This is a genomic window from Pseudoalteromonas citrea (genome assembly GCF_000238375.3).
Taxonomy (GTDB): domain Bacteria; phylum Pseudomonadota; class Gammaproteobacteria; order Enterobacterales; family Alteromonadaceae; genus Pseudoalteromonas; species Pseudoalteromonas citrea.
Genome location: NZ_AHBZ03000014.1, coordinates 551564 through 567797, shown reverse-complemented (window position 1 = coordinate 567797; position 16234 = coordinate 551564). Strand labels below are relative to the sequence as shown.

Genomic DNA, 16234 nt, shown 5'->3' with positions numbered 1-16234 from the left:
AGCCTAGTGCTCCTTTTTTTATCAACATATTGAACTTTATGGTAACTATCCCCATATAGCTATCTATTATTAAAATAACGAATTGCGAAGAGAATCAAATGACGCTTGAGAGAACGGATCGAGTCGAAATCCCTGTGTTGGCGCTGCGAGATGTCGTTGTATACCCACATATGGTGATCCCATTGTTTGTCGGTCGAGAGAAATCGATAAAATGCTTAGAAGCGGCAATGGAAAATGATAAACAAATATTTTTAGTTGCGCAAAAAGATGCGTCTGTTGATGATCCAAGTACAGATGAAATTTATGACGTGGGTACAATTGCGACGGTATTGCAGCTATTAAAGTTACCTGATGGAACAGTTAAAGTGCTTGTCGAAGGTACCCAGCGTGCAAAAATTGAGGAGTTTATTGTTTCAGACGAATATTTTTTAGCTCAAGCACAATTCATTGAATCACAAGACATAGAAGAACAAGAGCAAGATATTTTTATTCGCAGTGCGGTGAGCCAGTTTGAAGGGTATGTAAAACTAAATAAAAAAATACCTCCTGAAGTTCTGACATCGGTCTCAGGCATTGATGAAGCTGCTCGTTTGGCAGACACAATGGCTGCGCACATGCCTATTAAGGTACCAGAAAAGCAAAAAGTACTCGAGCTTGGCAGTGTTACTGAACGTTTAGAGTACTTAATGGCATTGATGGAAGGTGAAATCGACTTATTACAAGTTGAGAAAAAAATCCGTTCACGTGTCAAAAAACAAATGGAAAAATCACAGCGAGAGTACTACCTGAATGAGCAAATGAAGGCCATTCAGAAAGAACTTGGTGAGTTGGATGATGTACCCGATGAGTTTGAGGCTTTGAAAAAGCGTATTAGCGAAGCGCAAATGCCAGAGGAAGCTCAAGAAAAAGCGACCTCAGAATTAAACAAGCTAAAAATGATGTCGCCGATGTCGGCTGAAGCAACCGTGGTACGTTCATACATTGATACCATGATCAATGTGCCATGGAAGAAACGCTCTAAAGTGAAAAAAGATTTAGCCGGCGCGCAAAAGATTTTAGATGCGGATCATTATGGCTTAGAGAAGGTTAAAGAGCGCATTATTGAGTATCTTGCCGTGCAACAGCGTATTAATAAACTTAAAGGGCCAATATTGTGTTTAGTCGGTCCTCCTGGTGTTGGTAAAACGAGCTTAGGGCAATCTATAGCGCGTTCTACGGGCCGTAAATACGTCAGAATGGCTTTGGGTGGTGTGCGCGATGAAGCTGAGATACGAGGTCATAGACGTACGTATATCGGATCTATGCCGGGCAAACTGATTCAAAGTATGAGTAAAGTTGGCGTTAAAAACCCACTATTCCTGCTTGATGAGATTGATAAAATGTCATCAGATATGCGAGGCGACCCAGCTTCAGCATTGCTCGAAGTATTGGATCCAGAACAAAATAGTAACTTTGCTGACCACTACTTAGAAGTAGATTATGATTTGTCTGATGTGATGTTTGTTGCGACATCAAACAGTTTTAATATTCCAGGTCCATTACTGGATAGAATGGAAGTTATAAGACTGTCTGGTTATACCGAAGATGAAAAACTAAATATTTCTATTCAGCATTTAATCCCTAAACAAGTTAAACGCAATGGATTAAAAGCCAACGAAGTCGACATTGAAGACAGTGCCATTATTGGAATTATTCGTTACTATACGCGTGAAGCGGGTGTACGTAATCTAGAACGTGAGATTTCTAAATTATGCCGTAAAGCTGTGAAAGAGATTTTACTGGATAAAGAGACTAAAAAAGTTGTGATTAACCAGGAAAACTTAGAAGCTTTCCTTGGTGTGCAGCGTTTTGATTATGGTAAAGCAGAAGATGGCGACCGAATTGGTCAGGTAACAGGCCTAGCTTGGACCGAGGTAGGAGGCGATTTACTGACGATTGAATGTGCCGCAGTTCCAGGCAAAGGCAAGCTAACATTTACTGGTTCTCTAGGTGATGTTATGCAGGAGTCTATTCAAGCTGCTATGACGGTGGTTCGTAATAGAGCAGAGAAATTGCGTATTAATGCAGACTTTCATGAAAAGCGTGATGTTCATGTACACGTACCAGAAGGTGCGACACCTAAAGATGGGCCAAGTGCGGGTATTGCAATGGTGACGTCGTTAGTTTCAAGTCTTACTGGGAATCCAGTGCGCTCTGATGTCGCAATGACGGGAGAAATTACATTACGTGGTGAAGTGTTACCTATTGGTGGACTAAAAGAAAAGCTGTTGGCGGCACACCGTGGTGGAATTAAAACGGTTATCATCCCCAAAATTAATGAGCGCGACCTCAAAGAGATCCCTGATAATGTTAGAGAGGGCCTAGAAATTCACCCTGTTACTTGGATTGATGACGTACTGTCATTGGCTTTGGCCAATCCTGTTGAGAGTTTTTCAGTGGAAAACTCAAAAAAGTAAGAAAAAATCGAAAAAAGTGCTGTAAAAGGGTTTTCAAATCTAAAAGGTGTGTTAACTTAGGCACTGGTTTCAAGCCTAGGCCTTATGTAGCCTAGGCTTGAGCAAGATTACGAATTAGAGAATCGCTGTGATATCTCTAATATGAATAATAAAAGTGGTAGTTATCAAAGTCGGCTCTCGCTTTTGATAATAACAATGTAAGAGGATGATATTGTGAATAAATCTCAATTAATCGATCATATCGCAGCTGATGCTGATATTTCTAAAGCGGCTGCAGGTCGTGCACTAGATTCATTCATTGAATCTGTAACAGGGGCATTAAAAGACGGTGACTCAGTTGCACTTGTTGGCTTTGGTACTTTTTCAGTGCGCGAACGTGCCGCACGCTCTGGTCGCAACCCACAAACGGGTGAGACTATCCAAATTGCAGCAGCAAATATCCCTTCTTTCAAAGCGGGTAAAGCGTTAAAAGACGCAGTAAACTAATTCATTTGAATTAAGCGCGGTTTTACACTGTTTCACACTATTTGCATTTCAAAGCCGTGTGTTGCTTCAAGAAAAAAAGCGTATCTGATAAGATACGCTTTTTTTACATTAGCAAGAAATTTCTAAAGCGCTTATGTGCTTTGGCTTAGATAAGAGAAAGAACAAATGCTTGAAAAGATCAGAGAGGGCTCGCAAGGGCCAGTCGCCAAAATTATTCTTGGCGCAGTCATCTTGTCTTTTGCGTTAGCAGGGATCGGTGGTTACCTAGGTCAAACCACAGAGCAACCTGTTGCAGAAGTCAATGGAATAAAAATTAGCCAAACAGATTTTGCAAGGGCGTACCAAAATGAGCGAGCTCGTTTAGAGCAGCAATTTGGTGAATACTTTGCACAAATCTCGTCAGATCCGACATATATGGCCCAGATCCGTAAAGGGGTTGTCGATAGATTAGTGCAGCAAGAATTACAAAATCAACTTGCGACTGAGCTTGGCTTGCGTGTGAGCGATGAGCAAGTAAAGAAAGCGATTGTTGAAATGCCTTATTTTCAACTTGGTGGAGAGTTTAGTAATGATCGTTATTTGCAAGTGATCAGACAAATGAACTTCCAACCAGACTCATTTCGTGAGTATTTACGAGAGGAGATGACGCGTTCGCAACTTGTGTCAGCGGTTGCAGGCACTGAATTTGTACTTTCAAATGAATTACAGAACACCGTTGCGCTACAACAGCAAACGCGTGCACTAGATTATATTGTACTTGGGAAAGATAAAATGAAAGCCCAAGTTTCACTGGAAGAAGATGCAGTAATTAACTATTACGAGCTTAACCAAGATAAATACCAGTCTGCTGAACAAGTGTCAGTGCAATATTTGGAACTGAATGCTGAAAATGTGGAGCCTGAAGTTGCAGTTTCTGATGCCGATGTACTTGCCTACTACGAAGAAAGTAAAACGCAATATTTAGAGCCAGAAAAGCGTCGCGTATCTCATATTCTGATAGAAACTGGTGAAGATGATGCAGCGGCTAATACTCAAGCACAGTCACTGTTAGCACAATTACGTGATGGCGCTGATTTCGCAGAGCTAGCAAGCACTCAATCAGATGATATCGTGAGTGCCGAACTTGGTGGTGATTTAGATTGGATTGAACTCGATATGATGGACCCTGAGTTCGAAACTGCTGCATTTTCGCTTGAAAATGTAGGTGATATTTCAAATGTTATAGCATCGGAGTTTGGCTACCACATTATTAAGTTGACTGATATTGAGCGTGAAGAAGTTCAAGCGTTTGATGACGTTAAAGTAGAACTGCGTGCAGAGCTAGAAAAAAATGCGAAAATTGATGCGTTCTACCAAAAGCAAGCAGAGATTGCTGAGTTAGCATTTGAGATGTCAGATACGCTTGAAGATGCAGCTTTAGTAGCGGGTGTTGAGCTTAAATCAACAGGTCTTATCAATCGCTTAGCACTGCCTGCACCGTTGAATACTCCAGTGGTGAGTAACGTGGTATTTACGCCGGAACTACTTGAAGACCGCGTGAATTCTGAAGTATTAGAAGTCGGGGCTGAGCATATAATCGTTGTTCGAGTCTTAGATTATGCGCCTGCGGCGACTAAACCGTTTGATGATGTTAAAGCTCAAATTGAAACTAGCTTAATTAACGAGCAAGCTTCAAGGCTTGTGAATGAGCATGCACAAACATTATTCAGTGAATTACAGGCGGGTAAGCCACTTGCAGAAATAGCGACTGCTGAAGAAGTTGAAGTGAGCTCTGAAAAGTCACTTGCACGTCAAACATACTCTGTTGCGCCGGCAATTTTAAAGGAAGCTTTTAAGTTGCCACACCCTGCTGAAGGAAAGTTCGAGGTTGCTGTGATTGAGCTAAATAATGGCGATGCGGCCCTTGTGCAATTAAATAGCGTTAATGACGCAGCAATAACAGCTGAGTTAGATGAGCAGCAAAAACAAAGCATCACAAACTCTCAAATAAATAGGAACTACTTAGCGTTTGTTAATGCACTGGAAGCTAAAGCAGATGTGGTACGTCCACAGGTGCAAGTTTCAGAGCAAAATTAAATAAAACTGCTAACATGAAAAAGGCATCGTAATGATGCCTTTTTTGTGTTTATATTTTAGCAGTTAATAGTTGTGTAGGATTTAATATTATGTCAATTAATGGCATAGTTTAGGCTGACAGCGGTCGTTGTCAGAAATTGATAAGAATAAAATGGAATCAGGGAAATATTATGCCTATAGAAATTAGTTTTGAGTTGTCTGATGCAGATTTAGTGCACTTTAGAACCATGATGCAAAATGTGATTGCAAAAAGCAGTCATACAGATGAACAAGAAATAATTAATAAAGCACGTGCGCTCGTATTAGAGATGGAAAAGGCTGAACTACCAGAGTTTGTGCGCACCCGCATGACGTCTTTAGCTTTATTAATTGATGCAGTGCAAGATGTTGAGTGGCAGGTACCTGAAGAAGAGAAGCAGGCAATTATTTTATCATTAGCATACTTTAGTGAGCCAGAGGATGTGGTGCCCGATCATATACCGGGTTTAGGCTACATTGATGATGCGATCATGATTGAATTGGTACTACAAGACCTATCATTAGACTTGCAAGCTTATAGAGAGTTTTGTAGCTTCAGAGCAACTGAAGAAGCGCGTCGTGGTGAAGATGCTAAAGTTGATAGAGAAAGCTGGTTAGAGGGCACTCGTTCACAGCTTCGAGCGTCAATGCGACGTAATCGAAAGTCAGCAAAACCAAGATTACTTTCACGTATCATGTAATTGTCTCTAAATTTAGCTCTATCTGCCATGATATGAGGGTAGAGCTATGTTAGCCACGGAACGTACCTTTTGTTACAGTCAATACACCATAGCGCCATAATTTGTTCTGACTATCCTCGCTCAAAATATTTTTATACTAAGGTTTTAGGGTTAACTATTATTGCGGAAAATTACCGCGCTGAACGGCAGTCTTTTAAGTTAGATCTTGCTTTACCTAATGGTGCTCAAATCGAATTATTTTCATTCATTAATCCGCCAAACAGAGTATCACACCCTGAAGCATGTGGGTTGCGCCATTTAGCATTTGAGGTTAAAGACTTAGAGTCTGTGATTGATGTACTAAAGATGCATGATGTGGCTGTGGAGGCTATTCGGACCGACGAATTTACAGGCTGTAGATTCACCTTTTTCGCCGATCCAGACGGTTTACCATTAGAGCTTTATGAAGTGAGTCGCTAATTTAATTTTGGCTATGCTTTATTCTGCAGCAGTGCCAATTATATGTATATCCCGTTGTGGGAATGGAATAGCAATATTTGCGTTATCAAGAGCAGGTTTTATTGCACGGTTCATTTCAAAATACACGTCCCAGTAATGCTCTGTTTTACACCAAACTCGTAATGTTAAATCAATCGAACTATCACCATATCCCGTTACGCCTACAAATGGTTTAGGATCTTTCAGGACAGAACGGTTTGTAAGCGCCATGTCCGTTAAGGCTTGCTCGGCATTATCTACTGATGCGGAATAGCTGATCCCGACGTTTAAGTCTACACGGCGTATTGACTCATGAGTAATGTTTTTGATTTTTTCACTCGCTAATGGGCCATTAGGTAAAATGACTCGACGGTTATCAAGCGTTGTTAGAAACGTACAAAATACATCAATGGCTTCTACGACCCCTTCTTCACCTTGCGCAACAATGTAATCACCAACTTGGAAAGGTTTAAAGATAAGAATGAGTACGCCTCCAGCAAAATTAGAAAGGCTGCCTTGTAATGCTAAGCCTACCGCTAAGCCAGCGGCACCCAAGATAGCAATAAAGGACGTAGTCTGAACCCCTATCATAGAAATCACAGAAATAAACAAGCAGGCTTTTAGCATGACAGTGGCCATACTGCAAAGCCACTTTCTTAAAGACACGTTAAACTCTTTTTTTTGTAGTAGGAAGTCAATACCTTTGCTGATAAGTGAGATTACCCACAGTCCAATGAATAGTGTGATTATCGCCAGTATTATGCGTGGTGCATATAAAATAGCCATTTCGGTAATGGTGTTTATCAGATGTTCAGCATCAATTTTAGACAGGTCAAACATAGAGAGTCCTATTGTATTTTTAGTTAAAAAGCATTGGTAATTGTAGCTTAGTTATTAATAAGTGCTTGTGGTGATGTATATGAGGCAGAATTTAGTGAGAGATTTAACGACGTGTATGAGCTAAGGTGATTTATAGGTTGTTAATTGCTCAAACAAGACGAGCAATTTCACTAGCATAGGGCCATAAGGTTGTTACACCGATAAGGTGGGCGCTTATCGGCATGTGATCATAGATAGGTTTTATTTAGTAAATCCGTTAGCAGTTGTTTTGGATGAATCCAGTTTAAGGTTGTGCAGTTCATCAATAAGTTCGAACAACTCAGGCTCTACATCTGCAAGAGAGGATTGCTTTTTAAGCGCAGTTTCTAAAGCTTCAGCAAGCTTTTTGAGCTTAGGTACCCCAGTATAGCAACAGGCTCCGTGAAACTTATGTATCACGCTTAAGAGTTGCTCGGTGTTTTGCTGTTGTTGTGCTTTTTGTATATTATCTATTGTTTCGTCTAAGCTGCTTAGTAGCATATTTAACATTTCAATTGCGAGGTCTGGCTTGCCACCTGCATGTTGTAATGCTAATTGCCAGTCAAGTAAAGAGCTTTTAAATGGCGCATCACTGATTGGTGGTGTCGCTTTTGTTCGTGGGGTTAGAACTGGAGAAGCTTGACCATGATCACAAATGGTTTGTTTTAACATATCTTCATCAATAGGTTTAGTAAGGTAACCACTGAAGCCGTCTTTGAGTAATTGGTTCTTCTCACCTGCTAACGCATGTGCCGTCACTGCTATTATCGGTGTATCTTCATTTAAAGAGGCCTCTTTGATGGTTTTACATGCAGTGATCCCATCCATTATCGGCATTTGAATATCCATAAAGATCAAATCATATTTATGTGTTTTACATAATCCAACAGCTTGAGCACCATTGTGTGCAGTGTCAATTGCTTCAATTTGCTCAGATAACAGCGTCGAAAGGAGCTTAAGGTTTGCGTCATTGTCATCGGCAATCAGTGCTTTTAATGGCAGTATCTGCTCGCTGCTTTCTTCAACGCCAATACTTGGGTGATCAAGACGATAAGGGGCTGCGAGGATCTCACAAAGTTTTCGGTGATTGAGTGGTTTACTTAAACACGCATCAGCACCGCTACCAATAAGCGATTCACGCATATTGTGTGATATGGTGTTGAGCATTAGGTATAGGTAGTCTGCTGACTCTCTTGCTTTACTAATATAGCTTTTAACGGTTTGCATTTGCTCTACGCTTGCCATATTCCCAATCAAGCACACATCAAAGTTAAAGTCTTGAGTTAATGCGGCTAAGAAATCGTCTTCAGTTTGACAGGCGGTTACTTGCATATCCCATTCGTGTAATTGTGCAACGACAGCGTAGTGAGTATGTTCTTGCGGTTCAAAGTAAAGAACCCGTTTGTTGTGCAGCGATCCACAAGGCAAATCATCGTTATATAAGCGATTAGGTAATTCAAAAACTGAGTTAAATGTAAAGCAGGTGCCGCTGCCTGACGCAGAGTTGAGCGTTATGCGGCCTTTCATTGCTTCTACGATGTGTTTGGTAATGATCAGTCCCAGGCCAGTCCCGCCGAATTTACGGGTGATACTTGAATCAGCTTGGGCAAATGGAGTAAATAACGCATCTTGTTTGTCCATCGCGATACCAACACCGGTATCACTGACTGATACCAATAAAGAGGCGTGCGTATCATTAAGCAAGCGGTGGCTAATATCTACTTTAACAGAGCCTTGCTCAGTAAATTTGATGGCGTTACTGATTAAATTTATGAGCACCTGTTTAAGTCGAGTTGGGTCGCCGACTAAGTTGTCAGGTACTTGTCTATTAATTGAAATTGATAGTTCTAGCTGCTTATCATGGGCACTAGGTGCCAATAGTGTCATCACTTCGTTAACGGCGTCTCTAAGCTGAAACTGAATATTTTCAAGGTCCATAGCACCCGCTTCTAATTTAGAAAAGTCTAATATGTCGCTGATGATAGTTAAAAGACTATTGGCTGATAGCTCGATAGTATCTAAATAGTCTTTTTGGTGTTTATTCAGAGGTGTTTTATACAGCTGTCGGGTAAAACCAATAACGCCATTTAAAGGTGTGCGTAGTTCATGACTCATTTTTGCTAAAAAGTCAGATTTTACTCGGTTGGCGTCTTGCGCTTCTTTTTTTGCTATATTTAATTGAATATTTTGGGTTTCATATTGCTCAAGTGTTTCACGGTAATCACTGGTAGCCTGGTCAATATGTTTCTGCATTTCATCACGTTGACCGGTCATTTTATTACTGATTGTATTTAGGCCTTGTCTAAGTAATTCGAATTCTCCTTGCATTATATGCTGTATGCCTATGTCTCGTTTACCTTCAACGAGCTTATCGGTGGCTAATAATAAGCTTGATAAAGGCATAGTGAACATTCTACTCACCCTTAAAGAGAGTAGTGCACTTAATAATATGGCGATCAATATGATACTGCTACTTAATATCAGTGCCTTTTGTTGTGATATTAAGGCTTGATCTTGGCTTATCTCGACAGCGAGGATAGCCAGTGTTTCAGAGTGAGCTTCATGCCATTCATTGGAATGAGCAGTAAAATGCTTTACTGGTGTATAAAAAACGAAGGTATCAGATAGTTTGACCATTTCTGTTTTGTGCAGCTGACTGATATCGCCAAAGTAGTGGAGCTTATTAAATTTTTCATGAAAATTACTGGTCAATAACAATTGATTATCGCTATCAAAGACGGAAATGCTTTTAACTAAAGGTGCGTGTTTATTATGCGCGGTACTTAAAATTCGGTGTAAATTCACACGATCTTGGGAGATGATAGTTTGTTCTGTGGCAATTGCGAGCGGCTCAGAGATACTGCTGCCTTGTTGATTGAGAATTTGTTCAAGCTCAACATAGCGATTTACTGTAAAATAACCTCCTAAGATTAAGCCGATCAGTACCGTTGGGATTAAAGTAAGTACAAGTATGCTGTCACGCAGGCTAAATTTGGTCATATATGGCAGTTAACCGCTGTAATTATTTTGGCCTTAGATTATCTATTTCAACGCTGATTAGCAATGTTTAAGGGGCAATGTTATGGCACAGATTTTTCGTGCTAAAAAAAGGGCTGTTGATAAACAAGCCATTGAGGTCAAAATACATTCACTCGATCATCAAGGTCGGGGCGTGGCAAGTTATCAAGGTAAAGTATGCTTTGTTGACGGCGGACTCGCTAATGAACAAGTTAAAGCACAAATCACCCATAATAAAGCGAAGCTTATTGAAGCCCGAATGATTAAAGTGGTAACGGCAAGCTCGGAACGGGTAGCACCATTTTGTCAGCATAATGATTTTTGTGGTGGCTGCCAAATGCAGCATTTGGCTTTGTCTGCACAGTTGCAACATAAGCAGCAGGCCGTTGATAAGTTGTTTCAAAAGTTTGCACAACAACAAGTGTTAAATTGGCAAAGTGCAATTGAAAGTGAGTCGACTCATTACCGAAGAAGTGCGCGTATCGCCAGCTTTTACGATAAAACTGCGCAATCATTGAAGCTGGGCTTCAGAGGCTTCAAAAGTAAAAAAATAGTAGAGGTTACTGAGTGCCAAGTTTTGTCACGTCAGTTTAAAGATGTGTTTGTACAGTTACGCCAACTTTTGAATAGTCGATCAGGGTTCCGTTCTATTACACACATCCAGTTGTGTGATGCTGATAACGGCCAATTTGTATTACTTCGTCATACCAAGGCTATCTCCGTTAGTGATAAAAGCTATTTAGCTGAACATAGTAAAGTATTTGGGTGGCACTTAATTTGGGATGAAGGGGAAGGATCTTCGGATCTGGCAGTATTACCGTATTACAGCGCAGAGGGTGTGCGCTTTGAGTTTACACTAGACAACTTTGTGCAAGTGAATGCAGATGTAAATGTCGCTATGTTAGCACAGGCATCTAACTGGTTGGCATTATCGGAAGATGACGTCGTATTAGATTTATTTTGTGGCATAGGAAACTTTTCACTATTGTTTGCAAAACAAGCAACTAGTGTTATTGGCGTCGAAGGTTCGGCTTCTTCTGTTGCAATGGCAAAGCAAAATGCGCACACTAATCAGATAGAAAATGTTGAATTCCATTGTTTTGATTTAACGCAAGATATGACCCAGGCTAACTGGTTTAACCCTCAGGCTAGAGTATTGGTTCTCGACCCCTCACGTACGGGGGCATATGATATTTTAGAACAAATGCCTTTAGCGCAGTTTGAGAAAGTGCTCTATGTATCATGCGATCCCGTTACGTTAGCACGAGATAGCAAACTGTTAATAGAGGCCGGTTTTTCAATTGAAAAGATAGGGCTAATGAATATGTTTCCACATACTGGTCATATAGAAACAATGGTGTTGTTCCAAAGGAGATAGTAAAAGATGGTTGCCACTCGCCAATCGCATCAACAGCAGCAGTCAGATGATTTTTCGACTAGACTAGCTCAACTTAATTTGTCAGCGGATAAACTGGCATTATTAAAACGTGCGCATGATTTATGCCCTGCGGAACTAGATGCAGCAATGCTAAATAACGCAATTGAAATGGTCGAAATTCTGGCTGAATTAAATTTTGATGCCGAATCATTGGCGACGGCGTATTTAACACCCTACTTTTTAAATCAGCAAATTGAGCAAGAAAAGATTCAGCTAGAATTTGGTGACAATGTGTCGTTGTTACTTACAGGTGTTGAACAAATGGCAACCATCAGTACGCTAGCACACCAAGGCAAAGGGAATGTTCAAATTGACAATGTGCGTCGTATGTTACTTGCTATGGTCGAAGATGTACGTGCTGTGGTGATAAAACTTGCCGAGCAAATTTGTCATCTACGTGCGGTAAAAAACGCGGATGAGGAAGAGCGCGTTATTGCAGCCAAAGCGACCGCGAATATATTTGCTCCTTTGGCTAATCGACTGGGTATTGGTCAACTTAAGTGGGAGTTGGAAGATTTATCATTTCGCTATTTACATCCTCAGACTTATAAAACCATTGCCAAACAATTAGCGGATAAGCGGTTAGACCGTGAAGCCTATATGGAAAATATGGTGGAGTCAGTCACCACTAAACTGGCAGAAGCGGGTGTAAAAGCACAAGTATATGGGCGACCGAAGCACATTTTCAGTATTTACAAGAAAATGTCACAAAAGAGCTATGAGTTCGATCAGCTGTTTGACATTCGAGCTATGCGGGTTGTTGTTGATGAACTACAAGATTGCTATGCCGCCTTGGGCATTGTGCATACCAATTGGCGTCATTTGCCCAAAGAGTTTGATGATTATGTGGCGACCCCAAAGCAAAATGGCTATCAATCTATCCATACGGTGGTCTTTGGGCCACAGGGTAAAACCATTGAGATCCAAATCCGTACTGATGAAATGCACCAAGATGCGGAGCTAGGAGTTGCAGCACATTGGATGTACAAAGAAGGCGCTTTGCCTGGTCGAGGGTCAGGGTACGAACAAAAAATTAGCTGGTTGAGAAAACTCTTACAATGGCAAGAAGAAGTGGTCGATGGTAGCGACCTCGCAGACGAGCTGAAAAACCAAGTGGTAGAAGACCGAGTCTATGTGTTTACACCGAAAGGCGACATATTCGATCTTCCGTTGGGGGCGACCCCGTTAGATTTTGCATACTACATTCATTCTAATGTTGGGCATAGATGTATTGGTGCAAAAGTATTTGGCAAAATTGTACCGTTTACACATAAATTAGTAACCGGCGATCAAGTTGAAATCTTGACGCAAAAAAATGCATCACCAAGCCGAGACTGGTTAAATCCGTCATTGGGGTATATTCACTCTTCACGTGCACGGAGCAAAATTCATCACTGGTTTAAACAACAGGATAGAGACAAAAACTTAGTGGCAGGTAAAGAAATTTTAGATGTTCAATTACATAAACTTGGCCTGACGTATAAACATTTGGAACCCGCTATTGCGCGCTTTAATTTTAAAGTTCTTGATGATTTGATGGTCGCAATTGGTGCCGGTGATGTGCGAATTAATCAGTTTTTGAACTTTATAATTGATAAGCCCGAAGAAGAAGCAACCGTAAAAATCTCGTCACCGCGTAAGCATCGTGGCGACAAAAATGGCATTGTTGTTGATGGCGTGGGTAGTTTAATGAGTCATGTGGCCAAATGCTGTCAGCCAGTTCCGGGGGATGATATTGTTGGTTATATTACTCAGGGGCGCGGTATAGCGGTTCACCGTAGTGACTGTGATTCATTTTCGCATATTTGCAAACAGCATCCAGAACGAGAAATAGCAGTAAGTTGGTCGTCTGACATTCAAGGTGCGTACACTATTACGGTACGTATTGAAGCCAATGATAGACAAGGGCTTATTCGTGATATTAGTTCTGTTTTAGCAAACGAAAAAGCCAATGTATTGAATATGAATGTACAGACTGACGATGCACGTGATGTGGCAATTTTTGAAATGAAAATAGAGGTGTCGGATTTATCTGCAATGAACCGTTTACTGACTAAATTACATCAAATTGATGGTGTATTTGATGCAAAACGTCAGCACTAAGTTAAACCCAATGAGTAGAGTATGAGCGATAAATTATCTGCGTTATTAAAGACTATGGCTGCGCTGCGAGATCCTGATACTGGATGTGAATGGGATAAAGCGCAGACCTTTGATTCAATTGTCCCGCATACCATAGAAGAAGCGTACGAGGTGGCCAGTGCGATTGAAAATAAAGATATGGTGGGTTTAAAAGATGAACTTGCTGATTTACTTTTTCAAGTGGTGTTTTATGCTGAACTTGCAAAGGAAAAGGGCTTATTTGATTTTAATGATGTTGTAAGCTCTCTCGATAATAAGTTACAGCGACGTCACCCTCATATTTTTTCAGAGCAAACCACGTTGTCAGAAGCGGCATTAGAGAAGCAATGGCAAGCGATCAAAGCAGCAGAGCGAGCTGAAAAGTCGGCAGCTGATGACCAACTATGGTCAGACATTCCTCGAGTGCTACCTGCTTTATCCCGAGCTCAAAAGATCCAAAAACGGGCATCGGCATTAGGGTTTGATTGGCCAACTTACCATGGCGCACTTGATAAGGTGGTGGAAGAAGTGGCTGAAGTGAGTGAAGCGCTAGCATGTGATCCGCAGTCAGACCATAGCGCAGAGGAAATTGGGGACTTATTATTTGCAACGGTTAATGTAGCACGTCATACCAAGCATGATCCTGAGCAAATACTGCGTCAAGCCAGTGATAAATTTGTTATGCGTTTTGCAGCGGTCGATGAAGTGTTACGAAACCAAGGTGTGAGTTTAGAGCAAGCTGATTTAAAACAAATGGATGCTGCATGGGAACAGGTGAAGAAACAACTTAAAAAATAAGATAAATTAAATTATTTAACGTTCTGTTCGTAATTATAGCTGGATTGATGGGGGTAACTTTGCTACACTATCGCCCCGTCTTGATTCTTATTTAAATTCCATTTTTCCTGATATTCTAGGGTTCGCATGAGTACAAAATTTATCTTCGTAACGGGCGGAGTTGTTTCCTCCTTGGGTAAAGGTATTGCAGCTGCATCATTAGCCGCTATTTTAGAAGCACGTGGCTTGAATGTAACTATTCTTAAGCTGGATCCTTATATCAATGTTGACCCTGGCACAATGAGCCCGATTCAACATGGTGAGGTATTCGTAACTGAAGATGGTGCTGAAACTGACCTAGACTTAGGTCACTATGAGCGCTTTATTCGCACCAAAATGACCAGCCGTAACAACTTCACACAGGGCCGTGTATTTGAAGATGTTCTGCGCAAAGAGCGCAAAGGTGGTTACTTAGGCGCAACAATCCAAGTGATCCCACACATTACTAATGACATTAAACGCCGAGTATTAGAAGGCGCTGAGGGTCATGATATCGCAATCGTGGAGATTGGTGGTACGGTGGGTGATATTGAGTCACAACCGTTTTTAGAAGCTATTCGTCAGTTAGGTACAGAACTTGGCCGTGAAAGTGTGTTGTTTATGCACTTAACACTGGTGCCATTCCTAGGTGCTGCTGGAGAAGTAAAAACTAAGCCAACCCAGCACTCAGTAAAAGAACTACGTTCAATCGGGATTCAGCCTGATATCTTGGTATGTCGTTCAAACTGTAAATTGCCAGCGAATGAACGTGCAAAGATTGCATTGTTTACGAACGTTGAAGAGAAAGCCGTTATTTCTTTACAAGACGTTGATAGCATTTACAAGATCCCTGCGTTGCTTAAATCTCAAGATTTAGACAATCTAGTATGTCGTCGTTTCCACCTAGATGTGCCTGAGGCCGACCTTGTCGAGTGGGAACAAGTCTTGTATCAAGAGTCAAACCCGACGGGCGAAATCACAATTGGTATGGTGGGTAAGTACATCGAATTACCTGATGCATACAAATCAGTGAATGAAGCTTTGAAGCATGCGGGATTGAAAAACCGTGTCACTGTCAACATTGAGTATGTTGACTCGCAGAACTTAGAAAGCAAAGGGGTTGAGCTTTTAGAGCACCTTGATGCTATCTTAGTCCCTGGTGGTTTCGGTAGCCGTGGTGTTGAAGGTAAAATACTTGCGGCAAAGTATGCACGTGAAAATAAAGTACCATACTTAGGCATTTGTTTGGGTATGCAAGTTGCGTTGATTGAATACGCTCGAAATGTTGCCGGCCTTGAAGGTGCAAACTCGACAGAGTTTGATGCTGAGTCACCGCATCCAGTGGTTGGTTTGATTACTGAATGGTTAGATGCAGAAGGCAATGTAGAATTGCGTGACGAAGCTTCTGATTTAGGGGGGACTATGCGCCTAGGTTCTCAGAAGTGTCATGTGAAAGATAACTCTAAAGTATTCGAAGCGTATGGTAGCAACGAAATCTTTGAGCGCCACCGTCACCGCTATGAAGTAAATAACAACTATGTAGAGCGATTAGAGCAAGCTGGATTGCAATTTACAGGTTTGTCAGAAGACAAAAAGCTGGTGGAGATCATTGAAAACAAAGATCACCCTTGGTTTGTCGCCGCACAGTTCCACCCGGAGTTCACCTCAACGCCGCGAGATGGACACCCACTATTTGAAGGCTTTGTTGCAGCTGCACATAGTTTCCAAAAAGCGGAATCATAATCTAAAAAAAGCCGTGCAATCGCACG

At 41.3% G+C, this 16234-nt stretch carries 11 protein-coding genes; 9 read left to right on the top strand and 2 right to left on the bottom strand.

The features are described from left to right. Window positions 1-98: 98 nt before the first annotated feature. From lon to gloA2, 5 genes are all read left to right on the top strand, one after another. A complete protein-coding gene (lon, locus tag PCIT_RS05825) occupies window positions 99-2456 on the top strand; it encodes an endopeptidase La (RefSeq protein WP_010362223.1) in 2358 nt (785 codons plus the stop codon). Between the two features lie 213 nt (window positions 2457-2669). Next, entirely contained in the window at window positions 2670-2942 is a 273-nt protein-coding gene (hupB, locus tag PCIT_RS05820; protein ID WP_010362222.1) for a nucleoid-associated protein HU-beta, read from the top strand. 165 nt (window positions 2943-3107) lie between these two features. Then, the gene (locus PCIT_RS05815; RefSeq protein WP_010362221.1) at window positions 3108-5018 is read left to right on the top strand and encodes a SurA N-terminal domain-containing protein; all 1911 of its coding nucleotides are present in this window, start codon (window positions 3108-3110) and stop codon (window positions 5016-5018) included. 170 nt (window positions 5019-5188) lie between these two features. Next, window positions 5189-5737: a YkvA family protein gene (locus PCIT_RS05810; protein WP_010362220.1), complete on the top strand. Its 549-nt coding sequence runs from the start codon at window positions 5189-5191 to the stop codon at window positions 5735-5737. 69 nt (window positions 5738-5806) lie between these two features. Next, entirely contained in the window at window positions 5807-6196 is a 390-nt protein-coding gene (gene gloA2, locus PCIT_RS05805) for an SMU1112c/YaeR family gloxylase I-like metalloprotein (protein WP_010362219.1), read from the top strand. Between the two features lie 18 nt (window positions 6197-6214). Here gloA2 and PCIT_RS05800 read toward each other — a convergent pair whose 3' ends face one another. Both PCIT_RS05800 and barA read right to left on the bottom strand, forming a co-directional pair. Then, window positions 6215-7054, bottom strand: coding sequence for a mechanosensitive ion channel family protein (locus tag PCIT_RS05800; RefSeq protein WP_010362218.1), 840 nt, complete (start codon window positions 7052-7054; stop codon window positions 6215-6217). A gap of 240 nt (window positions 7055-7294) precedes the next feature. Beyond that, on the bottom strand, window positions 7295-10072 hold the full coding sequence (gene barA, locus PCIT_RS05795; RefSeq protein ID WP_010362217.1) for a two-component sensor histidine kinase BarA: 2778 nt from the start codon (window positions 10070-10072) through the stop codon (window positions 7295-7297). 82 nt (window positions 10073-10154) lie between these two features. Between barA and rlmD the strand changes: the two genes are divergently transcribed. The 4 genes from rlmD to PCIT_RS05775 all read left to right on the top strand — a co-directional run bounded on the left by rlmD (window position 10155) and on the right by PCIT_RS05775 (window position 16208). Next, on the top strand, window positions 10155-11468 hold the full coding sequence (gene rlmD / locus PCIT_RS05790) for a 23S rRNA (uracil(1939)-C(5))-methyltransferase RlmD (protein ID WP_010362216.1): 1314 nt from the start codon (window positions 10155-10157) through the stop codon (window positions 11466-11468). Between the two features lie 6 nt (window positions 11469-11474). After that, entirely contained in the window at window positions 11475-13631 is a 2157-nt protein-coding gene (gene relA / locus PCIT_RS05785) for a GTP diphosphokinase (RefSeq protein ID WP_010362215.1), read from the top strand. A 21-nt stretch (window positions 13632-13652) separates the two neighbouring features. After that, window positions 13653-14447 (top strand): nucleoside triphosphate pyrophosphohydrolase, encoded by a 795-nt coding sequence (mazG, locus tag PCIT_RS05780; RefSeq protein ID WP_010362214.1) that lies wholly within the window; start codon window positions 13653-13655, stop codon window positions 14445-14447. A gap of 126 nt (window positions 14448-14573) precedes the next feature. Beyond that, window positions 14574-16208: a CTP synthase gene (locus PCIT_RS05775; protein WP_010362213.1), complete on the top strand. Its 1635-nt coding sequence runs from the start codon at window positions 14574-14576 to the stop codon at window positions 16206-16208. Window positions 16209-16234: the final 26 nt, after the last annotated feature.